This window comes from Streptomyces sp. NPDC051214 (assembly GCF_040682375.1).
GTDB lineage: Bacteria > Actinomycetota > Actinomycetes > Streptomycetales > Streptomycetaceae > Streptomyces.
Genome location: NZ_JBFBAT010000025.1, coordinates 65,948 through 91,908 on the forward strand (window position 1 = coordinate 65,948; position 25,961 = coordinate 91,908).

A 25,961-nucleotide genomic window follows, 5' to 3' on the forward strand; every position below is an offset into this window, starting at 1 on the left:
TGAGGCGGCAGGGGCTGGGCCGCGCTCCGCACCCCGGGAAACCGGGGGCCGGGGTCTAGTCCCGGTTATTGCCCAGCTGCTCGACGTCGGTGAAGACGTTCAGGACCTCGTCAATGCGGTCGGCACTCAAGCGCTCCGCGGCGGAGGACGCCGCGATGATGAGTTCACCGCACAGCTCGATCTCGGCAAGGGCAACGTGGTCCTGAACAGTCGTACCGCGCACCAGAGCCACGTTCATCACCTCTTCCTGACCTTGCTTCCTGCCGGTACCGACTTCCTAGAGTAGGGAGCGGCCTACACACCGCGCATGGCACGGACGGACCATTTCCACACCCCCGGGCGCGACTAGCCGTGCACCCTACTTCTCGGCGATCTTCCCCGCGAAGATGTCCTCGCTCGCCGGAAGCCGCACGTCCACCCGGACCCCGAAGTCGAACAGCAGCGTGGTCGACGCCACCTCCGCGTTCGCGACGCTGAAGTGCTGGCGCAGCTTGCGCAGCCGCCCCTGCTCGTCGAGGTACGCGTCGAACGGCACCCCGCCCTTGCTGAACCCTTTCGCCGCCGCACCAAGGGCCCGCCGCTGCCCCTCGGACGCGGACTTCGCGGCAGCCGGCAGATCGGCGGTCCCGCGGTAGTGCCGCACCTCGACGCCCGCCACCGCCGTCCGTCCGACGTACGACGCCTTGCTCACGCCCCGCAGCAGCTCCGCCGCGGCGAGCGGATCGGTGGCGCCGCCCGTGACCAGGTTGCCGTCCGAGAGAGACGCCGTGTCGATGCGCACCCACTTGTCGGCGGGCACTCCGGCCCCCCGGTTCTTCATGTAGAGCGCGCCGCTCGCCATCAGCTCGGTGATGGGCCGGTGCTCCTCGTCCCCGGCGGGATCCTTCGGCAGGACGACCACGAACCGCCCCACCTGCCGCCTGAAGTCGTACGCCCCCTGCCCACGGATGGTCACGCGGGTCCCGCCGCTGGCCATCTCCATGGACGTACGCGCCTTGGAACTGCCCGCGCGGACAAGGGCGTCGGCGGAGTCCCGCACCGCGTCCACGGCGTCCTGGGGGGCGCTGCGCCCGTCGTCGGCCGCGGCTCCGCCGCCCGCACAGCCCGTGGCGACGGCCATGAGACCCACCGCCGCGGCCGTGACGGCCGCTCCGCCTGTGCGCCTTCGCTGCTGACCCATCGCCCGACTACCCCCAAGCCTTCCCGCGAGGTTTGTAGCCCCCTGTCGTTCCGTGTAACGACCGGTACGTTGACCCGTCACGCGGAAGAGCGTCGGCCCGGTGTCGGTACCGTGGGTCCGTGGCAGAGGAGCGACAGGACGAACCCCACCGCACGACGACGGTCGAGCAGGGCCGCTTCTGCGCGGCCAGGTGCAGTTGCGGCTGGCGCGGTCCGGCCCGCAGAGCGCGCAGCAAGGCCAGGACGGACGCGGAGTCCCACTCCTCCCACGGGTAGACCGCCGCTGGGCCGCTCTGCCGCTTCCCGTACAACTCCCCTTGCCGCGCAACGGAACCCATGGGTCCCGCACGCCGTCTCGTACTCCGGGAAAGCAACGGGAGGGGCGACATGGAACGGCGTACGTTCATCGGCACCACGGCGGCGGCCGCGGCGGCCTTCGCGGCGGCGGGCTGCTCCGGGTCCGGCGCGGGCGGCACCACCGGCGGCGGCGTGACCTCCCGCAGCGCGGACGGCCCTCGTTCCGGCACCCCCATCCGTACGTCGAGCGCGGCCGCGTCGGCGGCGGCGAACCTGACCGCCCTCGCCAAGGACCTGGACGGCACCCTGGTCAAGCCGGGCGAGGCCCAGTGGGCGGCGGCCCGGCAGCTCTACAACACGCGCTACGACAGCCTGAAGCCGACGGCGGTCGCGTACGTGGCGAATTCGGACGACATCCGCACGACCCTGGCCTACGCCCGCGCGCACGACGTCCCGGTCTCCATACGCAACGGCGGCCACTCCTACGGGGGCTGGTCGTCCGGCACGGGACGCCTGGTCGTCGACGTGTCGAAGCTGAACAAGACGCGGGCCAGTGGCTCGACGGCCACGGTCGGCGCGGGCGCGAAGCTCATCGACGTCTACCGCGCGCTCGCCGCGAAGGGCGTGACGATCCCGGCGGGCTCCTGCCCGACCGTCGGCGTCTCCGGCCTGACTCTGGGCGGCGGCCACGGGGTGGTCTCGCGGGCGTACGGACTGACCTGCGACAGCCTGACGGCGGCGACGCTGATCACGGCTGACGGCAAGCAACTGACGGCGAGCAAGAGCGAGAACAAGGACCTGTTCTGGGCGCTGCGGGGCGCGGGCAACGGGAACTTCGGCGTGGTGACGGAGCTTCAGTTCCGCACGCACGCGGCCCCGCAGGGCGTCTCGGCGTACATGAGCTGGCCCTGGTCGAAGGCGGCCGCCGTCATCAAGGCGTGGCAGGAGTGGGGTCCCGACCAGCCGGACGAGATCTGGTCGTCGGCGCACCTGGCGAACACACCGGGCGGGACGCCCACGGTGTCGGTGGCGTGCTTCTCCCTCGGCACGTACGGCGAACTGCAGAACGCGGTGGACCGCCTGGCCGACAAGATCGGCTCCCCGGCCCGCAGCGTGTCGTTGAAGCGGCGCTCGTACGAGGAGTCGATGGAGGTGTACGCGGGCTGCTCGTCGTTCTCCTCGGACGCGCAGTGCCATCTGCCCGGCACGACGCCGGGGCGCAGCCCGCAGGGGGCCCTGAACCGCGAGACGTACGCGGCGAGTTCGGACTTCTTCGACCGCTCACTGTCGGCGGCCGGAATCCGTACGCTCCTCTCCCAGGTGGAGAACGTGACGGGCGCGAGCGCCGGCAGCATCGCCCTCACCGCCCTGGGCGGCGCGATCAACCGCGTCGACCCGACGGCCACCGCCTTCGTGCACCGCCGCTCCCGGATGCTGGCGCAGTACATCGCGGCCTGGCGCCCGGGGACGTCCGGCAAGCCGGCCCAGGCATGGCTGAAAACGGCTCATGGGGCGATGGGCCGGTACGCGTCCGGAGCGGCGTACCAGAACTACGCGGACCCGACCCTGAAGAACTGGCGTGAGGCCTACTACGGCCCTGCGGCCCCCCGCCTGAAGAAACTGAAGAAGCAGTACGACCCGAAGCGCTTCTTCGACTACGCGCAGGCTCTCTGACGCCGCGCAGGCTCTCTGGCGTCCCGGGCTTCCGGGCCCCGCTCTGAACCCCTCCGTTACCCCGTACGGCGCCCCTGGCAACCCGAACAGCCCTGCCCGACACGCCCTCGGGTGGCCTACTCCCCGGGACCCGGCTGCTCTGGGGGTATGAACCCGCGCATAGCCACAGCCGCAGCGTCCACCGCCGCCCTCCTGGCCCTGACGGCCCCCGCGGCCCAGGCCGCCGACGCCGGCACGCACCCCCAGGCGGGCCCCCTGGCCGCCATCTCCGCGGGCGTGACCGTGGCGGCGGCCGGCACAGGCTGGTGGCTCCTGAAGCGCCGCCGTGAGGGCGAGAAGCCGCCCGCTACGCCGCGAGCTTCCGCTCGTCCGGCCCGGACGCCGCCCGCTGCGGAAGCTCGGCCACAGCCTCGTCCCGCGGCGCCGCCCACACCAGCCGAGCGCCCCGCCCCGTCCGCCCGACAGCCTTGACCACAGGCGTGAGCAGGGCCATCGCCAGCGGCGACAGCAGCAACGCGACGGCCGTTCCGAGCGCGAATCCACCGACGACGTCCGTCGGATAGTGCACGCCCATAAAGACCCGGCAGAAACCTTCGGACAAGGCGAGGGCGATGCCGACAAGACCGAACTTCCGGTTCGCCACGAAAAGCCCGACGCCCAGAGCCATCGCGAGCGTCGCGTGGTCGCTCACGAAGGAGAAGTCGGTCTTTCCGTGCACCAGGAGTTCAAGGCCGTCATGGTCCTTGAAAGGCCGCCGCCGCTCGACGAATCCACGGATCGGCACATTCACCAGAACGGCGATCCCGGCCGCCAAGGGCGCCCAGACAACAGCGGCGACAGAGGACGCGGCATCATCAAGCGTCTCGCGCTTTCGCTGCCCCCACCAGCACCAGAGGACCAGCAGAACGAGCGCGATCAGCAGTCCGTACTCGCCGACGAATGCGATCGACCTCGCCAGCCAGGCCGGAGAATCCTCGGCAAGGCCGTTGATGTCGTAGAGCAGGCTGACGTCGGGGTTCGACCCTGTGGTGTCGAGTCCAGCCATGGTGCTGCGGCCCCTTGTCTCCTCGCCTCGGACGCACCTTGCCGTGCGTCCTTCCGTCAACCCCCGTGGCTACAGTCAAGGGAACGCGTGGTCCCCTTCCCTACGTTCCGCTCTCCACCGAATGATCACGCAGACGTTATCGAAGAGAGACACATCACCGCAGCTCAGAGAAGTGTACTGACGGAGAGTTCCAGCCACGTCACGCCCCGCGAACGGCCTCCGCACCGTCCTCGGTCACGCGCGTCGCTCCGAAGTAGTCCGGGGTGTCGATGGGGTCGAACCGGATCACCGCGCCGGGCCGCGGCGCATTGATCATGTAGCCCCCGCCCACATAGATCCCGACATGCCGGATGGCACGGGAATTGGTGAGGTCGTCCGAGAAGAACACCAGGTCGCCCGGGAGCAGTTCGTCCCGTTTGGGATGGGGGCCGGCGTTGTACTGGTCGTTGGCGACACGCGGCAGATCGATGTCGACGCTGCGATAGGCGGCGAGAGTAAGACCGGAACAGTCGAACCTGCCGTTCTGTTCGGCGGTTCCATTGCCGCCCCACAGATACAGCGTGCCGAGCTTCTTCTGCGCGTAATAGATCGCGCCCGCCGCCTGCTCCGAGGGCTGCACCCTGCCGATGGGCTTGGCGAAGCTCTTCTCCAGGTCCGTGATGGTCTTCACGTAATTCTGGGTCTCGCGGTAAGGGGGAACACCGCCGTACTTGATGACGGCGTACGCACCCGCGTTGTACGCGGCGAGCATGTTCTCCGTCGGGCTTCCCGGGGCGTCCTTCACATAACCGGCGAGTTTGCAGTCGTACGAAGCGGCGGACGGGATGGCGTCCTTCGGGTCCCAGACGTCGCGGTCGCCGTCGCCGTCACCGTCCACCCCGTGCGTGGCCCAGGTCCCCGGGATGAATTGCGCTATCCCCTGGGCGGCGGCCGGGCTCTTCGCCTTCGGGTTGAACCCGCTCTCCTGGTACAGCTGCGCGGCGAGCAGGGCGGGGTTGATCGCCTTGCAGAGGTTGCCCCACTTCTGCACGAGCGGCTGATAGGTGGCGGGCACGGCGCCCTTCGCGAGGCCCACGTTGCCCTGGCCGCCGCCGTTCGCCATACTCCCCGCGGCCATGTACGTCCCCACGACGAGCAGGGCGATGAAGCTCATCGCCCCACCGATGCCGACGGCCGCGACCAGCCACGCCTTACGCACCGTCAACCACCCCTCATCACGCGGGAGTCCACCGCGCACCAGTCTGACATCCTCCACCCCGTAAACGGAGCAGAATCCCACCTCAGGCCGCGTATGGCCGAGCGGGCGACCGCCGCTCCACCGACGGGGCACCCCGAGCCGAGGAACCATTCATGTCCGAAAACATCCCCCCTGTTCCCCCCGCACCTCCCGTGCCCCCGGACCTCGACTGGATCCGCGCCGCCCCCGAGGGGGAGGAGGGGCCGGGCCCCTGGATCGAGATCGCGTACGGCCCGGGGGACGCGGTGTACCTCCGGGAAACCAGCGACCCCGAGAACGTGGTGACCACGACGCGGAAGAAGTGGGACGCCTTTGTACTGGGCGTGCAGGCGGGCGAGTTCGACCACTTCGTGGAGGGGGTGGAGGGGGTTCAGGGAGTCGAGGGGGTGGAGTGACGGCGGGCCGGGCCTCGGCGCCGGGGGTCAGCCCTCGATGAACTCGTCGGTCAGCAGGCAGCCGTCGATCAGCGCGGGCGCCGTGGACACATCGCCCTGCGGTTCGAAGTTCGGGTTGCAGTTGAGTTCCAGGAGCGAGGACCCCGAGAGATCCCGGAGTGTCTCGCCGTCCGGCGCGATCACGGCGAAGTCCTTGCCGATGGCGAATCCGCCCTCGATCCCGGCGCGTTCGTTGGTCTTCATCCGCTCGGTGATCTCCGCCTTGTAGGCGGTCTGGAACTGCTTCATGTCGCTGGTCTTGAAGACCCGTATCCAGCCGTTGCCGCCGTCGTCGCACGTACCGCGGAACTGCACGCCCCAGGTCATGTCGAACTTCTCGTCCATGGGGTAGTAGCGCTCGTCGGACGGGTCGATGCTGTACCGCTCGCACGTGGTGAAGCGCTGGAGGTACTCGCCCGCGGCCATGACGGTGTCCGCCTGGGGCAGGTTCTCCAGCATCCACTTCTGCCGGACTTCGGGCCCGCCGCTGGTGCCGCCGTTGCGGGTGGGGGCGAGGGCGTCGGAGTCGTCGTCGGCGCCGGTGTCGGAGTCGTCGTCAGGGCCCGCGCTGGGCGTGGCGGTGGAGCCGGTACCGGCATCCGCCCCCGCGATAACGCCGGCGCCGGCATCGGCGCGGCCTTCGCCCGCTTCCCTCGACGCGGAGGCACCCCCGTCGTCACCCCCGTCACTGTCCTCGCACCCGGTCACGGTCACGGTCAGAGTGAGAGCCGAGGCCGCGACGACTGCGGCCAGCCTGAAGCGCGTACGCGTACGCATGATGGTGTGTTCCGTTCCCCCGCCGAGTAGTGACGCCGGGACCCTAGAACACCTGCATGTGCATGATCAAACCCCTCACCGCACGTCCCACCTCACCGTCCCAGGCAGGACGCATTCATGCAGGTCACAACCCTGGAACCATCCCAGCGTCCCGCATGCCGCGGTGTTCCTTGCCCGCTCCGAACCCCTGCCCCTTAGCTGTGATCACCACAGCCGAGCACTACTCCGGGGGAATCCCATGAAGCACACCCGCAAGGCAGTCGCAGCAGTCATCGGCCTCGTGGCCGCGCTCTCGCTCACCGCCTGCAATGGCGACGACAACGCGTCGGCGGACACCAAGCCCAGCGCGTCGGCGGCGGACTCGGACTCGGCGGGGAAGGACGAGGGCGCGGGTGAAGGCGACGGCGGCGGGCAGGCCTCCGGCGGCGCCGACACAGACGACACCGACGACACCGACGACACCAACGCCGACACCAACGCCGACACAGCCAAGACCGGCATCTGCCGCACCGACGACCTCGAGGTGAACGCCACGGACAACACCACCGACAAGACGGAAGGCGTGGTCACCGTCGTCTTCAAGAATGGTGGCGGTCGCGACTGCAGCATCAAGGGTTACGCGGGGGTCGACCTGACGGCGTCCACCGGCGACACCCTCTCGGTGAGCCGCAACGGGGAGCAGGCCACGCCCGGTGTCCTGAAGGACGGGGAGTCGGCCGCCTTCAACATCACGTTCCCGTACAACAACTCGGGCGGCTCCGGCGTCCGTATCACCAGCCTCGTCGTGACGCCCCCGAACGAGACCAAGCACGTCACGCTCGACTGGCCCGCGGGCACGCTCCCGGTCTCCGACGGCGAGAGCGCGGTCAAGCTGGAGATCAGCCCGGTCGGCAAGGTCAGCGACTCCCCGGCGGGCTGAAACCCCCGACCCCGCCCAGGCCCCCGGCACCTGCTCAGGCGGCCCGCGGACGCACCACCTTGAAGCTGAACCCGTACGCGCCGATGGCCTCCGCCACGCCCATGAACAGATACGCGGCGTGCTCCTGGCCGCGTGCGGTCCGGATGCCTCCCAGGTCCAACTGGGAGGCATCGGCCCATCCGAGGTCGCTCAGCAACTGCCGCGTGGTCTGTTTCGCGGCGGCATCGTCACCGGAGAGAAAGATGGTCCCCTCTTCCTCCAGGCTCCCCGGGTCCTTCATCACGACGGAGTCGACGGTGGCCAGGGTCTTGACCACGGCCACGTCGGGAAAGGCGGCTTGAATCTCCTCGCCGAGGCTGTAGTTGGGATGGGAGAGCTCCATGCCCCCGGTAAACCCGACACCAATATCGACGAGCACTTTCCCGGCCAACGCAGCCGCACCGATCTCGTGCAACACGCCCATGGAGGCGGTCCCGGGCGTGGCATTGACGAGCACGTCCCCATGCCCCGCGGCCTCCCGCAGCCCGACCACGGTGAACCCGCCCAGCTCCTGCGTCTCTCCCCGCTCCTTCGGGGATCGAGACCCCAGTACGACGTCATGCCCCGCCGCCTGCCACCCCGCAGCGAGCGCACGAGCAACATTCCCGGTTCCGATGAGTCCGATTCTCATGGGCAGGACGCTAATCGGCACGGTCGCAAAGAAGATCGGGCTCGAGTCCTACTCGGCGTCAACACGTCGACGTACTCCTGAAGTCCGAAGGCAGGCTGAGAACCGCGGTCTGCTCGCCCCTCCAGTGCCCGCTCCGCCCGAAACATGCAGGTACGGGCCCCTATGACGCAAACTTCGCACTAGCGAAACCGTGTGCCCCGTAGATAGCGTCGTTTGACTCAGGGCAACGACCGCCGTCCGTGAAGAGCGCGTGACCAGTACCCAGGGGGCAAGGGTGGCCGAGAGGCTGAGACTCGACGCGATCGAGCTCGAAAACTTCATGAAGTTGCTCGATGGATCAGTCGAGTCCCTGAAGGGCCTGCGCAACGCCCTGTCCGGGGCGACCGTCGGCGGTCTCGGGACGGACGAGCTTGACAATGCCTGCGAGGACTTTCAGGAGGACTGGAAGTACGGCGCGGAGCAGATCGGCGAGCAGGCGGAAGAGCTGAGCGGAATCATCGGGCAGAGCAAGGACGCCTTCAACGAGGTCGAGGATGCGTTGGTGAAGGCGCTGGAAAAGCCCGGTAAGACCAACGATGACATGGTGCGGGTGCCGAAGTGACGAAGCCGGACACGACCACCTATCCCGACCTCGGCTTCAATCCCGCACCCGGGGATTGCGACACCGTAAAAGAACTGCGCAAGAAGCTGGACAACTGCGTCACTGTCCTGCGCGACACCCGCAAGGTCGTCACCAAGCTGATGGACGGCAGCTACTGGGAAGGCGATGCAGCCGTAGCCTTTCGCGAGACGATCGACAGCGGTCCGCTGACCCTCAACCTGAAGAACGCCGCGCGCTCCATCGGAAAGGCCGCCAAGCAGCTGGAGCGCTGGGAAGGCGACCTGGAGGACTACCAGCGCCGGGCGAAAGCGCTGGACGGCAAGGCCAAAGAAGCCCGGGAGGCGCTGAAGGCCGCGCAGGGCCACGCCGAGACCGCCGGTGATGATCCCGACCTGGACAAGAAGGGCAGCAAGCAGGACGACGCGAAGAAGTCACTGAAGCTGGCCAACGGAAAGGTCGAGGACGCTCAGGCGGAGCTGGACCGGATCCTGGGCAGGGCGCGGAGCCTGGAGCACGAGCACACCGAAAGGTCCGATCACCGCGCCAAGATGATTCGCCAGGCCACGGAAAAACTGGCTCCGCACGAGCCTGGTTGGCTGGAAAAGTCATGGGAGTGGGTGAAGGACAACCTTCCGAACATTCTCAGCGCCGTTGCAGGCGCCCTTGCGCTGGCGGCTCTGATCTTTACCGGTCCTATCGCACTGCCGCTCCTCCTGGTGGGCGCGGCGGTATTCAGCGGGGCAGCACTTGGTACTCGGCTTTCCGATCCGGCGGTTCGGGCGTCCTTGGCGGACGGCTTCACCAAGGGAGAGTTCGACGCCGACTTCTTCGGCAACCTGGTTTCGGTGGGCGCTGACGTCCTGGGGGCTGTGCCCGGGGTCGGAGTTGTGGCGAAGGGGGCCGTTGGGCTCACGCATGCGACGCGGACAGGGGGAACGGCGCTGAGCCTCGGGCAGAAGATGGCCACCTTCGGCAGTAAGGCGTCCGAGGGCGCACGAGACATGAGCAGCGTGGCAAATCCCCTGCTGGAACGCGTATTTCGCGGCACGAGCAGCCCTGCAGTGGTCGTCGACTCCATTGGCAAGGGGTCGGCCGGCATCGGCTTGGTGACTGCCGGGTACGGCCTGGCATCGGAAGATGAGATCAAGGGGCAGGTGGGGACCGGTATCGATGGCGCACGACTCGGTATCGATCTGCCCATAGTACCGGGGCTGCTGCGCGCTGCCTTCTGACCTTTTCCCGTAGAGAGAGTGTCCAAGTGAACCCTGCTGAATTCACCACCGCCTGGGACCACCCACCCACGCGCCGGGCCTGGATGCTGCACATGTTGAAGAACGTGGCCGGTCTGGTCGGCTGGGCCGGTGTCTGGATCGCGCTCCTGGGCATCTCACTCGAAACACCCGACTGGGCCGTATGGATCTTCTTGCCCTACTGGATCTACAGCCCCTATCGCATGCTCATCCAGGTGGGCTACATCCCCACGGCTCTCAGCATGCGGCGCATTCTGCGCACCTTCCCGTGGCAGGTCCTCCACGACGTACCTCGGGGCCTCGCGGAATACCCGGGCGTCGTGGGGCGCCAGTACGGGTGGTTCGAGCTGCCCAATCCCGCCGATCCGCAACAACGGCTCCCGCTGGTCTTCACCAAGCACTACCGCCTCAACTGGTGGTCCCGGCGGCTGGCGCCCCGCGCCAAGCCCCAACTGAAGGCGCAGATCGAGACCGTCTGGATCGCCGGAGATCCGCGCATGATCGGTGTCATTGCAGCGCCGACCCCGAGTGGGCAATCGCCCCGTCGATTCCAGATCCTCGACCAGGGTCTTGGGAAGGGCGACGGCAACCGCATCGCCGAATGGGGCATCACGCCCGACGACCTCGAGCGCGGTCGACGCGCCGGAGTCACGCTGAACCGCTGACACATCGCTCATTTATTCTGCCGGAGGGGCCCCAGTTGAGCACGCCCGAGTTTGTTCTCGACGAGTCCGTGAATGAACCCGGCGGTGACATCTGGTTCGCCATACCAGCGGGCTTCACCTCGATGCCTGTCGACGCGCTTCTGAATGCGCCTGAATCCTCCGGGGCCGACGCGCTGCACACCTCGATCGAGCCGATTCTGGAAGCCCTGCCGGATGACTTCGCCCGCCGGAAGTTTCTGACCCAAGTAGCAGTGGGGCAGCAGTTGCTGGCTTCACTGGCGGAACTCGGTACTACCCATTCCTCGATCGGCGTCCACCGCGACGACGTTTCCGGCGGCGACAGCGGCGGCTACCTGTTCTCCCTCTTCACCCTGTCCTGGCGGGACATCGCCGTAGCGGCGCCGGCCGTCACCGCCGCCCGGGCCGTCACCGGCGCCGAAGGGCACACGAACATCGAGTACTTGGATCTGCCCTGTGGGCCGGCGTCGTTCAGCGAGCTCGTCCGCGCCCCGAACGCCGACTCCGATCCCTCGCAGACCCCGCTCCTCCAGGTCTTCGCCCACCTCCCCCACCCGGACGGCAAACGCCTGGTGACCCTCACTCTGGGTACCACCGCCGTGAACCGGCGCGCGGAGTACCGGAGTCTGCTGCACCACATCGCCGAGAACGTCAGCTTCGAGAACCCGCTGCTCGAAGCCGAAGCGATCAGGCGAGCTGCGGCCGGACGGGGCTGAAAAGCTTGTCCAGGTAGTAGTCCAGCGTGCCGCGTACGTCGTCCAGGGTGCGGCGCTCGTGTAGTACGTCCCCGCCCAGGCCCACCGCCGCCGCCACCAGCAGGTCCGCCTCGCGTCGGGCATCCAGGCCAGGGGCCGTCTGGCCGCTCGCCTGCGCCGTGGCGATGAACCCGGCGATCAGGTCCTCCAAGGGGTGGTCGTCGCTCAGGAAGACCGCCGCGAGCACAGGGTCGGTGAGGCTGCGTGCGTAGTACGCGGAGAACACACGTAGGGCCATGGCCCGTTGAGCGTCCAGTGGCAGGAACTCGTCGAGCATCGCGCTGAGTACGCCGCGCAGGTTCGCGGGGTCGTAGTGGACGCGGGTCCTCGCCAGCCGTTCGTTCTCGCGGTGCAGCATGTGCAGTGCGGCGACGAGCAGTTGATGCTTGCTGCCGAAGTGGTACTGGACCACCCTCAGCGACACCCCCGCCTCCACCGCGATCTCCCGCATGCTCGCCGCGTCCAGACCCCGCTCCGCGGCGATGCGCCACACCGCCTCCGCGATCTGCCGGCGCCTGCGCGCACGGGCGTCGGAGGTGGGCGCGAGGCGCTCGGGCGCGGGGACCGGCGGGCGTTTCCGCTGCCGGTAGGCCCTCGCCTGACAGCTTCGGGAGCAGTAGAGAGCGGGGCGGCCACGTCTCTTGTCCGCAGTACCCATTGCGGCACGGCAGACCGTGCAGCGGGTTCGCATTTCGTCACGCACGCTTCTCATCATAGGGCGCAGAATGTGTGACGTAAGGGGGGATTGGCCTTGCTGAGCCGCCTCGGATGCGCTTCTCCGTTGATACGTTCGTATCGTGAAATACGACATCCTGCAGATCCTCGGCGCAGTCCTGATGTGTTTCTCCGCGCAAGGTCTCATCCGGCTGCTCATCGACCATGACCACACCGGCCTCCTCGGTTGGCTCCCCGGCAGCTTTGCGGTGCTTCTGGGCGCGTACGTCGTCGTACTCGCCGGCGCCGTGGTGCTGACCGGCTGGTCCCACTCCCGGGCGAAGGCCCTCGGCCGGCGCGACTGAGGGCGAGGCCGGGGGGCCGGCCGTGCGCGGCCTGTTGACGGGTGTCCAACTTTCCCCGATCGTTGGGGAATTGAGCGCAAATCAAGGCGCTGTGTTGTGACGGCTGGGGGGAGCCGAACATGCAACCTGGGGACGAACACGCCACGGGGGCAGAGCCCAACGACGCCATACCCGGCGGCCCGGGGCCCAGCCCCGCGCCCGCCCCAGGGCCAGGCGCTCCTCCCCCGACCCCTCCGACTCCCCCGGCATCCCCGACTCCCCCGCCGCCCGACGCTCCCCAAGGCGGTCAGTTCGGCCCGCCACCCCCGATGGCACCGCCCCCGCCCCCGCCCACTGCGCCACCCACCTACGGCCCACCCGCAAGCCCTCCCCCACCCGCACCAGCACCCCCACCCGACCCCGACCCCCCGCGCGCCCTCTCCGCCGCACTCCTGAACCTCACCGGTCTCGGCCTCGGCTACGTCCTCCTGAAGCGCTGGCTCCTCGCCGCCCTCTGCTGGGCCGCGACCGCCGCGCTCCTCTTCGTGGCGCTGCCCGCCGAGGTCGACGGCGTGCCCGGCGGCGTCATCGTCGGGTTCATCGCCTTCCTGCTCCTCGCGGCCGCCGACGGGGCCCGCCGCGCCCTCCGTACCCACCAGACCTGGCCGCTGCGCGCGCCGCTCGCCGTCGGGCTCGGCCTCGTCCTGCTCGCCGTGCCCGCCGGCGGCGTCATCGCGTACGACGCCGCGCGCGACGAGGCCGTGGAGCAGATGCTGCTCGACCGGCTCGACAAGGCCGACAAGACCGTCGCGGCCGCCGACGGCCGCACCTTCGACGCCGCCGAGGACGACTACCGCTCCGCCCTCGCCGTCTACCGCGACCTGGGCGAGGACCACCCGGACTCCAAGGCCGCCAAGCGCGTCCCGGACAGCCTGGCCGCGTACTACAAGTCCGTCGCCGCCCCTTACGACGAGCGCAAGTACTGCGAGGCCCTCAAACCCCTGAAGTACCTCCGCTCCCTCCCCGGCACCCTCGGCAAGGACCGCGTGGGCACCCTCGCCACCTGGCCCGACGACCGCCTGGCCACCTCCCTCTACGAATGCGGCAGCCAAGGTCTCGGAACCAGCACCACGGCGGCGGCCGGAAGCACCGGCGGCGGTGAATTGGGCGAGCTCCTGCGCACGTTCCCCGACTCCGACCAGGCCGGCAAGGTCGAGCCCGCCATCCGCGACGCCATCGACGCGCGCACGTCGGACCTGAAGGGCTCCGACCCCTGCAAGGCCACCGAGGAACTCCGCGGCATCGGCTCCACCGCCAAGGCCCTGCCCGACGACACGGGCGACGGCCTCTCCGACGACGCCGCGCGCGCGGTCGAGTCGGGGGTGTACGCGTGCGGCGTGGACGAGTTCAAGGACCACAAGTTCAGCCAGGCCGCCAAGACCCTCAACGACTTCACCGGGACCTACAAGAGCAACGGCAAGCGCGACCGCGCCAAGGACATCGCCATCGCCGCCGAGATCGCCGCGGCCCGCCCGGCCGCGGGCAGCAGCCTGCCGCCGGCGAAGTCCCCGGGCGGCGCGAGGCTCACGTACGTCGTCGAGAACGGCGGCCCCGGCCCGCTCGAGGTCCTCTACACCGGCCCGACCACCGGCAGCCTCAAGCTCGCCGCGTGCGGCGACTGCAAGACGTACACCAGCAGGGCCCAGGGCAAGAAGGCCTGCCTCGCGGGCAAGGGACACCCGCAGAAGACGCTCCGGCTGCCCGCCGGCGACTACCACTTCCTCTACAAGCGCGACGCGAGCAGCGTGGGAAGCGTCCGCAACAACACCGAGGGCAGCAAGATCCAGCCCGGCTACCGCTACACCGACTGCGCGTACGTCGTGACGGGAGGCGGCCTCGGGGACCTCGACGGGCTCGACGGCCTCGACGGCCTTGATGGGCTCGACGGACTGGATGACGTGAACGACCTCCGTGGGCCGGATGGCCCCGACGGGCGTACATGACCCATGATGTGAGTCTCCGTCACCGGACCCGGTCAGAATGAGACCTGGTCAGAGGGCTCGCCGGGCCGTCATTGCCCGGCGTCACTCACCGTGATACACAGAGTGACCATACGTTTCAGCCAACGAATGACGCCAAGTCGACATGCACTGGCCCATTTGTCGGCGAGAATGAGCTGTCCTCTGCACTGCGGTAGGCAGAGGTGACGGAACAACCCACTAGGGGCGGTGAGTTACACATGCTTATGGCAGCCGAAAAGGGCGACATCACCACCATCATCGGCGGGATCGCCCCCGACTGGGGTCCCTTCGGGAGCCTGGGCAACGAGGCACGGGTGATGATCGAGGTCGTGATGGCGATCGCCATCCTCCTCTGTCTCGGCATTGCTATCTGGGGCGCGGCGAAGCAGCGCATCGGCGCGACGGCGCTGCGCGACACCTTCAGCGCGGAGCAGGGCAAGGGCCTGATCATCGCGGGCCTGACCGGTGTCTTCATCATCGGTTCGCTCGGCACGGTCTTCACCATCGTGTACGGCATGGCGGTCTAGCCCCCGCCACCCACTTACGTCACATACGTCCCCGTCCCCCCACCCCCTGTCCCCCTCCGACCCACCCATCCGTCGTGCCCACCGGCTGAGGTTGCAACTCCCTGATGTCGAGTCACCACACCGCGCCCGCGCGGGAACCAGCACGGCTACCGTCGTACGTGGCGGTACACCGAGAGGTTGAGGGGGCGTACGCGGCATGAGTCTCGACGACGAGCGAAACGGCGGCCTCTACGGCGGCTCGGGCGAGACCCGGACACGGCTCCCCGAGGGCGAGGGGGGCGGCCAGGATGGGTACGGAGCGCGCAGATCCGGCCGTTCTTCGTCACGGAGTCTCGTGACGGTGGTGGGTGTGGTGGTGCTGTTGATCGCCGCCATCGCCTTCGCGAACCGCGGCGGCAGCGGGTCCTCCTCCGGAGAGGGGGACGGGAAGAAGGCGCCGGCCAATCCGACCGCCGCTTCCGGAGAGAAGCCGGTCGACGGCAAGACGTCAGGCATCCCTTCGGGCTTCGCGAAGAGTGAGCAGGGGGCGGAGTCCGCTGCGGCGAACTATGCGGTGGCGCTGGGGTCGGCGGACATGTTCAAGGCCGGCCTGCGCCACAGCATCGTCAACACCGTCTACACCCCGCAGGCCGCCGCCTCTCGCCAGGCTTCGCTGGACAAGGTGTACTCCGGCAAGGCGTTTCTGACGGGCATCGGCCTGAACCCTGACGGCAGTGCGCCGAAGGGCACGACCTTCGTCTCGCGCATCATCCCGGTGGGCACCACCTCCAAGCAGCTGAGCGGCAACTCGGCGACCGTGGAGATCTGGTACTCCTCGCTCTTCGGCCTTGCCGGGGAGAACACGAAGAACCCGGTCTCCGAGAGCTGGTTCACGAACACGTACGAGCTGCGGTGGGTCGGGGGCGACTGGAAGGTCGCCGACTTCAAGCAGAAGGACGGCCCCGTCCCCGTCGGGCGCGACCAAAGGGCCTCGTCGGCCGATGACATGGCGAAGGCTGTGGAGGAGTACGGAGGGTTCACTTATGCCCGCTAGCAACCGCCGTCGCACCCTCACGCTCGCAGCCGCGGTCACCACGGTGCAGACCGCCGTGGTCCTCTTCGCCACGCAGGCCCTCGCCGCGCCCGAGCCCGACGACGACCCCTGCGATCTCATCCGCGGCCCCGCCAAAAAATACTGCGAAAAAGGCCAAGAAAGCAGCACCGGCGACAGCAGCGGCAAGTACCCCACCGACGCCCCCCTGGACTCCACCGCCGACCCCCTCTCCTCCCTGGCGAAGGGCTGCGCCGAAGCCGCGTCCTGGACCGTCGACAAGCTCTCCGAAGCCGTGAAGGAGACCGCCGAGGTCGACTTCACGAACCCCAGCTTTCTCAAGCAGTACGCGGTCGTCTTCGCCGCGTCCACCATCCTGACCCTCCTCCTCTGGCTCCTCGCCGTCGCCAAACGCGCAGTGAGAGGCGTCCCCCTCACCACCGCGCTCTCCGAAGCCATCGGGTTCCTGTGGCTGACGGTCCTCGCCTCCGCCTTCACGCCGTTGATCCTCTATACGGTCGTCTCGGCGGCCGACGGCATCACGGACGTCATCGCGAAGGCCACCGGCGGTCAGACGGACACCTTCTTCGGGACGTTCTCCGAGGCCCTGAAGAAGGGCGAGGACATCGGCGGCGGGCCGATCATGCTGATCGTCGTCTCGCTCGTGTCGATCCTCGCGGCCGGCATCCTCTGGCTGGAGCTCGTCATCCGGGCCGCCCTGCTCTACGTGGGCGCCCTGCTCGGGACCGTCGTGTACGCGGGCCTGGTCGACAAGAACCTGTGGACGCACGTCCGCCGCTGGGCGGGGATCATGATCGCCGTCATCCTCGTCAAACCGATCATCGTCATCGTGCTCGGCCTCGCCGGCGCGCTCTCCGCCGACGACGGGCCCGACGCGTTCTCCGCCGTCGTCTCCGGGCTCTCGATCATCCTGCTCGCCATCTTCGCGAGCGCCATGATCTACCGCTTCGTCCCCGGCTTCGGCGACGAGATCGCCAACTCGCGGAACAACCGCATCTCCCAGGGTGCGGAGAACCGCGCCGCGGCCGTCATCACCTCCCCCGCGTCCCTCGTCTCCCAGGGCATCAAGACCCACAGCTCCCGTGGGGGCGGCGGCGGAGGCGGCACCAACCAGGCCCGACCCGCCAACCCCGCAAGCGGCGGCGTCGCCGCCCACAGCAGCCGCCCCAGCGGAGGCGGAGGCGGCGGCTCATCGAACGGCGGCGGATCTGTCCCCTCCGCCGCACCCCCGCCCCGGGGCAGCGCGACCAGCACCCCGCACGCGCGCAACCGCGGCTCGGGCAACGGCTCCACAGGTTCCACTGGCACTACCAATCGCTCGGGAGGTGAAGGGCGTTCATGACCACCCAGTCCCACGTGTCCCATCCGGTCGCGCCCCGCCGCACATATCTGATCGGCCGTGCGCGGCCGAACGCGATCGTCGGCAAGAACCGGGAGACCGGTGAGATCGCGCTGATCATCGTCGGCGCCTTCATCGGGATGATGTGCGGGCTCCTGGTCCCTGTCCTCTCCCTGCGCATCGTGCTGCTCATGGGCTTCCCGATGCTGGCGATCGCCGCGGTCTACGTCCCCTACAAGGGCCGCACGTTCTTCAAGTGGTTCGAGATCAACCGCAGCTACAAGCGCTCCCTCAAGCGCGGCACCGCCTACCGCTCCGCCACCCCCGAGGCGGGCATCCGCTTCGACGGCAGGGAGGTCGAGGTCGGCCCGCCGCCGGGCATCGGCCGCATCAACTGGCTGGCCGCGCCCTTCGGGCCGGATGAGATCGCCGTACTGCTGCACGCCGACCGGCGGACCGTCACCGCCGCCATCGAGATCGAGGGCCCCGGCGTGGGCCTGCGCGACTCCGAGGACCAGGAGGCGCTGGTCGACCGCTTCGGCACGCTGCTCAAGCACGTCGCCAACGGCGACGGGTTCGTGACGCGGCTGCAGATGCTCGCGCGCACCCTTCCCGCCGACCCGGACGCCCACGCCAAGGACGTCAGCGTACGAGGCGACGACCGGGCACTGCCCTGGCTGCAGCAGTCGTACGAGCAGCTCCAGTCGATGGTGTCCACCAGCAGCGAGCAGCACCGCGCGTATCTCGTGGCCTGCATGCACTACTCCCGCGACCTGGCCGCCGAGGCCCAGGCGATGGCGCGCGCCAGCCGCCCGCACGGCGGCCGGAAGCTCGACAAGGACGCCGGTCTCGCGGTCGTCATGGCGCGCGAGCTGACCGACATCTGCTCGCGGCTCCAGGAAGCGGACATCCGCGTACGGCAGCCGCTCGGGCAGGGGCGGCTTTCCTCGCTCGTGCACTCCATGTACGACCCGGACCACCCCATCGACCACATCCAGGCGATGACCAAGCGCAACGCCTGGCCCGCCGAGCTCGACGCCATGGAGCCCACCTACCTCCAGGCCAAGACCCGCGAGTCCTCCACCCGCGCCCCCTGGTGCCACGCCACGGCCTGGGTGAAGGAGTGGCCGATGACCCCCGTCGGCGTCAACTTCCTCGCACCGCTGCTCGTCCACACCCCGGACGTGATCCGCACGGTCGCGGTGACCATGGACCTCGAACCCACCGAGGTCGCCATCGAGCGCATGCTGACGGAGAAGACGAACGACGAGGCCGAAGCAAGCCGCCAGGCCAAGATGAACCGCACGGTCGACCCCCGCGACATCGCGTCGAACTCCCGTCTGGACCAGCGCGGCGAGGACCTCGCGAGCGGCGCGGCCGGCGTCAATCTGGTCGGCTACATCACCGTCTCGTCCCGTTCCCCCGAAGCCCTCGCGCGCGACAAGCGCACCATCCGGGCCTCGGCCGGGAAGTCGTATCTGAAGCTGGAGTGGTGCGACCGCGAGCACCACAGGGCCTTCGTCAACACGCTGCCGTTCGCGACCGGCATCCGACGCTAGAGGCGAGGGCTGCCACCATGCGGGATCCGCTGACCATCCTCACGGACGCCTTCACGTCCTTCCTGTTCGGGAAGGTGGAGACGACCAGACTCCCGGTGCGTACGTCGACGGGGCAGGCCCAGGCGGTCTACCTGCCGACGGCCGCCCCCGGCCTCGGCGACTCGGGCGTGATCATCGGGCGCGAGGTGTACTCCGGCAAGGGCTACATCTACGACCCGTTCCAGCTGTACGGCCAGCAGCTCCCGGCCCCGCACTGGCTGGTGCTCGGCGAGTCGGGCAACGGCAAGTCGGCGCTCGAGAAGACGTACGTCCTGCGGCAGCTCAGGTTCAAGGACCGGCAGGTCGTCGTCCTGGACGCGCAGGGCGAGGACGGCGTGGGCGAATGGAACCTCATCGCCCAGGAGCTGGGGATAACTCCCATCCGCCTGGACCCGACGGCCGCGCTCGACATGGGCATCCGCCTCAACCCGCTGGACCCCTCGATCACCACGACGGGTCAGCTCGCCCTGCTCCGCACGATCATCGAGGTCGCGATGGGGCACGGGCTCGACGAGCGCTCGGGCTTCGCGCTCAAGGTCGCCCACGCGTACGTGAACGAGACGATCGTGGAGCGCCAGCCCGTCCTGACGGACATCGTGGAGCAGCTCAGGCATCCGGAGCCGGAGTCGGCCGAGGCCATGAACGTGGCCATAGACGACGTACGGGCGTGGGGTCTGGACGTCGCGCTCGTCCTGGACCGCCTGGTCGACGGTGACCTGCGGGGCATGTTCGACGGCCCGACGACGGTCGGCATCGACCTGGACGCCCCGCTGATCGTCTTCGACCTCTCGCACATCGACCGCAACTCGATCGCCATGCCGATCCTGATGGCGATCGTGGGCGTCTGGCTCGAACACACGTGGATCCGCCCGGACCGCAAGAAGCGCATCTTCCTGGTGGAAGAGGCCTGGCACATCATCAACTCCCCGTTCGTGGCGCAGCTCTTCCAGCGGCTGCTCAAGTTCGGCCGACGGCTCGGGCTCTCCTTCGTGGCCGTCGTCCACCACCTGAGCGACGTGGTGGACGGAGCGGCGGCCAAGGAGGCGGCGGCGATCCTGAAGATGGCGTCCACGAGGACGATCTACGCCCAGAAGGCGGACGAGGCGAGAGCGACGGGCCGGGTGCTCGGCCTGCCCCGCTGGGCGGTGGAGATCATCCCCACCCTCACCCCCGGCATCGCCGTATGGGACGTCAACGGCAACGTCCAGGTGGTCAAACACCTGATCACCGAGACCGAACGCCCCCTGGTCTTCACCGACCGCGCCATGACGGAGTCCTCGGCGGACCAGCTCCTCGCCGACGACGCCCTGCGCGCGGCGGAACTGGAGGCGGAGGAGCGGGCGGCGTACATGGAACAGCAGATGAACGATCCCTCGTCGTCGTCGCGTTACGGGGTGGCGTGAGCGATGGCATACCGGGGACCTGAGCCCGAGTATCGCGACCGGGGCGGACGGCGCGAGTCACGGGAGCGAGGCATCCCCGACGGCCTCCTGGTGGGCGGCCTCGCCTTCGTGCTCGGCCTGACGGTCCTCGTCTGGTCGGCCACGGGCCTCGCGGGCCTGTTCTCGCACGGCTCCTGGCCGAAGAACGTCACCTTCGGCAACACACCCGTGGCGATGCGGCACCTGGTCCAGCAGCCGCACGACATCGCGGGCGCCTGGCCGGCCACCCCGGCGGCCCAGCTCACGGGCTACGGCCTGTTCTGGGGCCTGCTGATCGGCCAGCTGATGGTCCTGGTGGTCCTGACGATCTTCGTCATGGGAACGGTGACGCGGTGGCGAGCGGTACGACGCGCGAGACGCGAGGAACGCCTCTCGCCGGCTCCGGAGGCAAGCGCTCCGGTCGAAGCCGCTCCTGCTGTGGGCAATCGTCCCGCAGGGCGGGACGGGTGGGCACAGCCCACGACGGCGGGTGCGACTGACACGAGCCCCGGCCCCCCAGAGGGGCACAGCCCCGAACCGCCGAGTATGGAGAAACTGCCGGTCCCCACCCCCCGTACACCCCTCGTACTGGGCCCAAGGGAAACCCGCAGACCCCTCGCAGCAGAGGCGATCCGAGACGCCGAGGGCTCAGCCCTCATCCTCACCTCAGACCCCACCCTGTGGGAAGAAACTAAGGACGCCCGAGCAAAGCTCGGCCCCGTCCTGGTCTACGACCCCTCCCACCTCTGCGACACCCCCGCAAGAATGCACTGGTCCCCCACCACCGCCTGCGAAGACAAGGCAGTCGCCGCCCAGCGAGCCACCGCCCTGCTGGCCGCCATAAGGCCGAGCGCCAAACTGGACAGCACGGTGGCCGACACAGCGGAAACGCTCCTCCGCAGCTTCCTGCACGCCGCGGCGGTGGACGGCCGCCCCATCAAGCACGTGCACCGCTGGGCGCAGGGAACCGGGGTCCAGGACGCCGTACGGGTCCTGCGCACCCACCAGAAGGCGGCCGCGGGAGCCGCGGGCGAGCTGGAGGCAGCGCTCACGGCGTACCCCGAACGCCGGGACATGGCGCAGGAGTTGACGGCGCGGGCACTCTCCGCCCTCTTCACCCTGAACGTACGGGAATCGTGTACCCCGAACCGAACCGATGCCCTCACCTTGGATTCCTTCATCGATGAAGGGGGCACGCTTTTTGTGGTGGGTGAACCCATCGAGGACCCCAAGTCGCCCCAAGGACCCGGCGCGATGCCGCTTCTCACGGCACTCGCCTCAAGCGTGGTCGAGCACGGCCGGCGCATGGCCGAACGGTCATCCTCCGGTCGGCTCGACCCACCAATGACGCTGGTCCTGGACGACGTGGCCGCCGTGGCCCCCCTCCCTCAGCTCCCGGAGCTCCTGTCCACCGGCGCGGACCGCGGCCTGCCCACCCTGGCCCTCCTCCGCTCCCGCGAACAGGCCCGCTCCCGCTGGCCGCACGCGGAACTCCCCGGCTGAGAGCGACCGAGGACCTCAGGGTCGCCGTCCTACCCCGGTACTACCCGCACCCGCCCGGCTCCCGCCCCTGGTCCGACGCCCCGCGCCCCCGCGAGCGCCAGCATCAGAGGCATGATTCGGGCATACGAACTCACCAAGCGCTACGGCGAGAAGACCGTCGTCGAGGACCTGTCCTTCACCGTCCACCCGGGCACGGTCACCGGCTTCCTCGGCCCCAACGGCGCGGGCAAGTCCACCACCATGCGGATGCTCCTCGGCCTTGACGCCCCGACGCGGGGGCGTTCCACCATCGGCGACCGGACGTACGCGACGCACACCGCGCCCCTGCACGAGGTGGGCGCGCTCCTGGAGGCCCGGTCGGTGCATCCGGGCCGCACCGCCTTCCACCACCTGATGGCCCTGGCCCACACGCACGGCATCCCGCGCCGCCGGGTCGACGAGGTCCTGGACCTCGTGGGCATCCACGAGGTGGCCCGCAAGCGCGTGAAGGGCTTCTCGCTCGGCATGGGCCAGCGCCTGGGCATCGCGGCCGCGCTCCTCGGCGACCCGGCGGCGGTCATCCTCGACGAGCCGGTCAACGGCCTCGACCCCGAGGGCGTCCTGTGGATCCGCAACCTCCTCAAGTCCCTCGCCGCCGAGGGCCGTACGGTCCTGGTCTCCTCGCACCTCATGAGCGAGATGGCGCTGACCGCCGAGCACCTGATCATCATCGGCCGCGGCAGGCTCCTCGCGGACACCACGGTCGAGGCGTTCGTACGTGATTCGGGCACCGGCTCCGTCAAGGTCGTCACCCCCGAGGCGGGCCTCCTGGGCGAGCTGCTCGCCGCGCCCGGCGTACAGATCACGAGTGACACGCCGGGCGTCCTCGACGTACGCGGCACCGACGGTGAACACATCGGCCGCACGGCGGCGCGCCACGGCATCCCGCTCTTCGAACTGACCCCGCACGCGGCCTCGTTGGAGCAGGCGTTCATGGACCTGACGCGGGAGTCGGTCGAGTACGTCGCATCCGTGTCCACCGCCACCACCACCGTCCCGGAAGGAGCAGCGGCATGAGCAGCACGACGACCACCGCCGCCACCTCCACCCCCAGCACCCCCTACCGCCTCACCTCACGCGGCATCCTCCGCTCCGAGTGGCACAAGCTGTGGACGCTTCGCTCCACCTGGATCATGCTCGGCCTGGCGAGCGTCCTCACCGTCATCCTCGGCATGATCGTCGGCGCCACCTACACACCCGACTCCGGCGACGAGATCGACGCGGTCACCTACGCCCTGCTCGGCAACCAGATCGGCCAGGTCGCCATCGCGGTCCTCGGCATCCTCGTCACCGCGGGCGAGTACGCGACGGGCATGGTGCGGGCCACGATGGCCGCGGTGCCGCGCCGCCTCCCGGTGCTCCGGGCGAAGACCACGGTGTTCGCCGCGGTCGCCCTCGGCACGCTCCTGGTCACGAACTTCCTCACGTTCCCGCTGGCCCAGATGTTCCTCGGCGGCACGGACCTGGAGGCGTCCCTCGGCGACCCCGGCATCGCACGCGCCGTGGCCGGCTCGGCCATCGGGACCACCCTCATCGGGGTCATCGTGCTCGGCCTCGGCTCGGCCCTGCGCAGCGTTCCGGGGACGATCGGCGCGTACGTCGGCGGCCTGATCCTTCTCCCGCAGCTCGCCATGATGATCCCGAACGACACGGTGCGGGACCTCCTGAACTACTTCCCGCTGCCCGCCGCCGAGTCCCTCGCGACCGTGCACACCACGTCCGGCGACCTCGCCCCCGGCACAGGCCTGCTCACGCTGTGCGCGTGGACGGTGGCCTCCCTGGCGACGGCGGCGTATCTGCTCAAGCGACGGGACGTATGACCGGATCGCGTACGAGGATGAAGCCGTGACCCCACGGACCCCGCCCCCGGAACCGGACTGGTCCGCGGACACCCAGCCGCTGACCCGGTACGTCGAGCGCGGCGTCCAGTGGGCGCGCGCCTTCGACCGGCGGCGCCCGCTGGTCTGGAACGCCTTCCTGACCGGCTTCTTCCTAATCGTCGGGCTCGTGGACCTCGTGGGCGACGGGTGGCGGAACATCGCCCAGAACACGGACATCCCCGCCTGGCTCCTCTACGCGATCATGCTGTCCGTCACGGTGCCGCTCCTGTGGCGCCGCACGCACCCGCTCGCCATGTACGCGGTCATGCTCGCGGCGACCCTCGTCAACAACTGGACCGGGGCCGTCCTCCAGAGCTCGCTCAACCTGCTCATCATGGTCTTCAACATCGCGATACGCCTGCCGATGCGCACGCTGGCCTGGACGTACGGCCTGGCCCTCGCGCCCGCCGTGCTCGGCCATCTCCGCTATCCGCAGGGCAGTTGGGACCAGCAGATCGTCCCGATGATGATGAGTTACGCCATCGTCGCCCTGCTGGGCATCGCCGTCCGCACCCGCCAGGAGTACACGGCATCGCTGGTGCAGCGCGCCAAGCAGCTGGAAGTCGAGCGCGACCAGCAGGCGCAGCTCGCCACCCACGCCGAACGCACCCGCATCGCCCGGGAGATGCACGACATCATCGGCCACAACCTCTCGGTCATCACGACCCTCGCGGACGGCGGCTCGTACGCGGCCGCCAAGTCCCCGGAACGCGCTGCCCAGGCACTCACGGCCATCGGCACGACCAGCCGCCAGGCCCTGACGGAACTGCGCCGGCTCCTGGACGTCCTGCGCGAGGACGCCCCCGAGGCGGCTCCCGAGGCCGCCGCCCTGGCTCCGCAGCCCGCACTCACCGACCTCGACCGCCTCATCGCCGGGGTACGGGCCGCGGGGCTTCCGGTACGCAGCACGGTGCACGGCAGCCTGGACGGCCTCCCGGCGGGCCGCCAACTGACGGTCTACCGCGTCGTCCAGGAGGCCCTCACCAACACCCTCAAGCACGGCGGCCCGGAGGCGACGGCGTACGTGGAGGTCGTGTACGGCGACGACGGGGTGCGGGCCACGGTGACGGACACGGGGGCAGGTGGCCCCCCTGGAACGCGCGGCCCCTCACCCGGTGATTCGCCGGGCCGGGGCCTCACGGGAATGCGCGAGCGAACGGCCATGTACGACGGGACACTTGAGGCAGGCCCGCTGCGGCAACCGGCAGGCGGCTGGCAGGTAAGACTCCATCTCCCCGAGGAACTCAAGGAATCCCCCCAGTGACGACCGTGCTCATCGTCGACGACCAGCCGATGCAACGCTTCGGCTTCCGCATGCTCCTGGAGAGCCAGGACGACATGAGGGTGGTGGGAGAGGCCGGCAACGGCAGCGAGGCGGTCCGCATGACGGCCGAACTACACCCGGACGTCGCCCTGATGGACATCCGCATGCCGGGGCTCGACGGCATCGAGGCGACGCGCCGCATCGTGGCCGCGGGCGACCGCACCCGCGTCCTTATCCTCACCACGTTCGACCTCGACGAGTACGCGTACGCGGGTCTGCGCGCGGGAGCCTCGGGCTTCCTCATCAAGGACGCCCTGCCGGAGGAGCTCCTCGCGGGTATCCGGGCGGTCGCCACGGGGGACGCGGTCGTCGCCCCGAGCCTGACCCGCCGCCTCCTCGACGCGTACGCCGATCATCTGCCGCCACGCCCTGGCGAGGAGCCCGACCCGTTCCGGGACCCGCGCCTGTCCGCACTGACGGAACGGGAGCGCGAGATCCTCACGGTCATCGGGCAGGGCTGGACGAACGCGGAGATCGCGGGCCGGCTGCACCTCGCGGAGTCGACGGTGAAAACACACGTGGGCCGCATTCTCGCGAAGACGGGGGCGAGGGATCGGGTACAGGCGGTGATTCTGGCGTACGACACGAAATTGGTGCGGCCGGAGTGAGTTGATGAATGTGGTGCAGGCGCATGGCCTACTGACCCTGAACGCAGAAAACCCCCGCACCCAGAGGGTGCGGGGGTTTCCCGTAATAATAGTTCGGCGGCGTCCTACTCTCCCACAGGGTCCCCCCTGCA

At 69.3% G+C, this 25,961-nt stretch carries 27 protein-coding genes; 20 read left to right on the plus strand and 7 right to left on the minus strand.

The window, feature by feature from the left end; all coding sequences use genetic code 11:
* Positions 1–55: 55 nt before the first annotated feature.
* Together AB0M70_RS40620 and AB0M70_RS40625 are read right to left on the minus strand one after the other, a co-directional pair.
* On the minus strand, positions 56–238 hold the full coding sequence (locus AB0M70_RS40620; RefSeq protein WP_365828626.1) for a hypothetical protein: 183 nt from the start codon (positions 236–238) through the stop codon (positions 56–58).
* Positions 239–358: 120 nt separating this feature from the next.
* On the minus strand, positions 359–1,180 hold the full coding sequence (locus tag AB0M70_RS40625) for a hypothetical protein (protein ID WP_365828628.1): 822 nt from the start codon (positions 1,178–1,180) through the stop codon (positions 359–361).
* A gap of 119 nt (positions 1,181–1,299) precedes the next feature.
* Between AB0M70_RS40625 and AB0M70_RS40630 the strand changes: the two genes are divergently transcribed.
* Both AB0M70_RS40630 and AB0M70_RS40635 read left to right on the plus strand, forming a co-directional pair.
* Positions 1,300–1,455, plus strand: coding sequence for a hypothetical protein (locus AB0M70_RS40630; protein ID WP_365828630.1), 156 nt, complete (start codon positions 1,300–1,302; stop codon positions 1,453–1,455).
* Between the two features lie 111 nt (positions 1,456–1,566).
* Positions 1,567–3,150, plus strand: coding sequence for an FAD-binding oxidoreductase (locus AB0M70_RS40635; protein WP_365828632.1), 1,584 nt, complete (start codon positions 1,567–1,569; stop codon positions 3,148–3,150).
* Positions 3,151–3,496: 346 nt separating this feature from the next.
* On the opposite strand, the gene AB0M70_RS40640 is transcribed toward AB0M70_RS40635, so the two are convergent.
* Positions 3,497–4,195 carry a phosphatase PAP2 family protein gene (locus AB0M70_RS40640; protein WP_365828634.1) on the minus strand — a complete coding sequence of 233 codons (699 nt, stop codon included), beginning with the start codon at positions 4,193–4,195 and terminating at the stop codon, positions 3,497–3,499.
* A 199-nt stretch (positions 4,196–4,394) separates the two neighbouring features.
* Positions 4,395–5,393 (minus strand): bifunctional lytic transglycosylase/C40 family peptidase, encoded by a 999-nt coding sequence (locus AB0M70_RS40645; protein WP_365828681.1) that lies wholly within the window; start codon positions 5,391–5,393, stop codon positions 4,395–4,397.
* Positions 5,394–5,545: 152 nt separating this feature from the next.
* Between AB0M70_RS40645 and AB0M70_RS40650 the strand changes: the two genes are divergently transcribed.
* Entirely contained in the window at positions 5,546–5,827 is a 282-nt protein-coding gene (locus tag AB0M70_RS40650; protein ID WP_365828636.1) for a DUF397 domain-containing protein, read from the plus strand.
* A 27-nt stretch (positions 5,828–5,854) separates the two neighbouring features.
* Here the strand turns inward: AB0M70_RS40650 and AB0M70_RS40655 are convergent, their stop codons facing one another.
* Positions 5,855–6,643 carry a hypothetical protein gene (locus AB0M70_RS40655; protein WP_365828638.1) on the minus strand — a complete coding sequence of 263 codons (789 nt, stop codon included), beginning with the start codon at positions 6,641–6,643 and terminating at the stop codon, positions 5,855–5,857.
* Positions 6,644–6,881: 238 nt separating this feature from the next.
* On the opposite strand from AB0M70_RS40655, the gene AB0M70_RS40660 reads away from it, so the two are divergent.
* A complete protein-coding gene (locus tag AB0M70_RS40660; RefSeq protein ID WP_365828640.1) occupies positions 6,882–7,562 on the plus strand; it encodes a DUF4232 domain-containing protein in 681 nt (226 codons plus the stop codon).
* A 34-nt stretch (positions 7,563–7,596) separates the two neighbouring features.
* Here the strand turns inward: AB0M70_RS40660 and AB0M70_RS40665 are convergent, their stop codons facing one another.
* Positions 7,597–8,232 carry an NAD(P)-binding domain-containing protein gene (locus AB0M70_RS40665; protein ID WP_365828642.1) on the minus strand — a complete coding sequence of 212 codons (636 nt, stop codon included), beginning with the start codon at positions 8,230–8,232 and terminating at the stop codon, positions 7,597–7,599.
* 250 nt (positions 8,233–8,482) lie between these two features.
* Between AB0M70_RS40665 and AB0M70_RS40670 the strand changes: the two genes are divergently transcribed.
* From AB0M70_RS40670 to AB0M70_RS40685, 4 genes are read left to right on the plus strand one after another with little or no spacing between them, the layout of a single operon-like run.
* Positions 8,483–8,833 (plus strand): hypothetical protein, encoded by a 351-nt coding sequence (locus AB0M70_RS40670; protein ID WP_365828644.1) that lies wholly within the window; start codon positions 8,483–8,485, stop codon positions 8,831–8,833.
* The gene (locus tag AB0M70_RS40675) at positions 8,830–10,065 is read left to right on the plus strand and encodes a putative T7SS-secreted protein (protein WP_365828645.1); all 1,236 of its coding nucleotides are present in this window, start codon (positions 8,830–8,832) and stop codon (positions 10,063–10,065) included. The genes AB0M70_RS40670 and AB0M70_RS40675 overlap by 4 nt, the downstream gene beginning before the upstream one ends.
* 26 nt (positions 10,066–10,091) lie before the next feature.
* Positions 10,092–10,748: a hypothetical protein gene (locus AB0M70_RS40680; protein WP_365828647.1), complete on the plus strand. Its 657-nt coding sequence runs from the start codon at positions 10,092–10,094 to the stop codon at positions 10,746–10,748.
* Positions 10,749–10,783: 35 nt separating this feature from the next.
* The gene (locus AB0M70_RS40685; RefSeq protein ID WP_365828649.1) at positions 10,784–11,482 is read left to right on the plus strand and encodes a hypothetical protein; all 699 of its coding nucleotides are present in this window, start codon (positions 10,784–10,786) and stop codon (positions 11,480–11,482) included.
* Here the strand turns inward: AB0M70_RS40685 and AB0M70_RS40690 are convergent.
* Positions 11,454–12,179 (minus strand): TetR/AcrR family transcriptional regulator, encoded by a 726-nt coding sequence (locus AB0M70_RS40690; protein WP_365828651.1) that lies wholly within the window; start codon positions 12,177–12,179, stop codon positions 11,454–11,456. The two genes, AB0M70_RS40685 and AB0M70_RS40690, sit on opposite strands and share 29 nt — an antisense overlap.
* A gap of 139 nt (positions 12,180–12,318) precedes the next feature.
* Here AB0M70_RS40690 and AB0M70_RS40695 point away from each other — a divergent pair, with 139 nt between their 5' ends.
* From AB0M70_RS40695 to AB0M70_RS40750, 12 genes are all read left to right on the plus strand, one after another.
* Positions 12,319–12,540 (plus strand): hypothetical protein, encoded by a 222-nt coding sequence (locus AB0M70_RS40695; RefSeq protein ID WP_365828653.1) that lies wholly within the window; start codon positions 12,319–12,321, stop codon positions 12,538–12,540.
* Positions 12,541–12,848: 308 nt separating this feature from the next.
* Entirely contained in the window at positions 12,849–14,522 is a 1,674-nt protein-coding gene (locus tag AB0M70_RS40700) for a hypothetical protein (protein WP_365828655.1), read from the plus strand.
* A 236-nt stretch (positions 14,523–14,758) separates the two neighbouring features.
* Positions 14,759–15,067: a hypothetical protein gene (locus tag AB0M70_RS40705; RefSeq protein ID WP_160505898.1), complete on the plus strand. Its 309-nt coding sequence runs from the start codon at positions 14,759–14,761 to the stop codon at positions 15,065–15,067.
* A 196-nt stretch (positions 15,068–15,263) separates the two neighbouring features.
* Complete coding sequence (locus AB0M70_RS40710; protein WP_365828657.1) at positions 15,264–16,100, plus strand: hypothetical protein; 837 nt, start codon at positions 15,264–15,266, stop codon at positions 16,098–16,100.
* Positions 16,090–17,460: a hypothetical protein gene (locus AB0M70_RS40715; protein ID WP_365828659.1), complete on the plus strand. Its 1,371-nt coding sequence runs from the start codon at positions 16,090–16,092 to the stop codon at positions 17,458–17,460. Before AB0M70_RS40710 ends, AB0M70_RS40715 begins: the two co-directional genes overlap by 11 nt.
* Complete coding sequence (locus AB0M70_RS40720; protein ID WP_365828661.1) at positions 17,457–19,016, plus strand: SCO6880 family protein; 1,560 nt, start codon at positions 17,457–17,459, stop codon at positions 19,014–19,016. The genes AB0M70_RS40715 and AB0M70_RS40720 overlap by 4 nt, the downstream gene beginning before the upstream one ends.
* A gap of 17 nt (positions 19,017–19,033) precedes the next feature.
* Positions 19,034–20,458, plus strand: a complete 1,425-nt coding sequence (locus tag AB0M70_RS40725; protein ID WP_363213209.1) for an ATP-binding protein — start codon at positions 19,034–19,036, stop codon at positions 20,456–20,458.
* Between the two features lie 3 nt (positions 20,459–20,461).
* Positions 20,462–21,979 carry a type VI secretion protein gene (locus AB0M70_RS40730; protein ID WP_365828663.1) on the plus strand — a complete coding sequence of 506 codons (1,518 nt, stop codon included), beginning with the start codon at positions 20,462–20,464 and terminating at the stop codon, positions 21,977–21,979.
* Between the two features lie 111 nt (positions 21,980–22,090).
* On the plus strand, positions 22,091–23,035 hold the full coding sequence (locus AB0M70_RS40735) for an ATP-binding cassette domain-containing protein (RefSeq protein ID WP_365828665.1): 945 nt from the start codon (positions 22,091–22,093) through the stop codon (positions 23,033–23,035).
* Positions 23,032–23,838, plus strand: a complete 807-nt coding sequence (locus AB0M70_RS40740) for an ABC transporter permease (protein ID WP_365828667.1) — start codon at positions 23,032–23,034, stop codon at positions 23,836–23,838. Before AB0M70_RS40735 ends, AB0M70_RS40740 begins: the two co-directional genes overlap by 4 nt.
* A gap of 25 nt (positions 23,839–23,863) precedes the next feature.
* Positions 23,864–25,162, plus strand: a complete 1,299-nt coding sequence (locus AB0M70_RS40745) for a histidine kinase (RefSeq protein WP_365828669.1) — start codon at positions 23,864–23,866, stop codon at positions 25,160–25,162.
* The gene (locus AB0M70_RS40750) at positions 25,159–25,830 is read left to right on the plus strand and encodes a response regulator transcription factor (protein ID WP_365828671.1); all 672 of its coding nucleotides are present in this window, start codon (positions 25,159–25,161) and stop codon (positions 25,828–25,830) included. Before AB0M70_RS40745 ends, AB0M70_RS40750 begins: the two co-directional genes overlap by 4 nt.
* Positions 25,831–25,961: the final 131 nt, after the last annotated feature.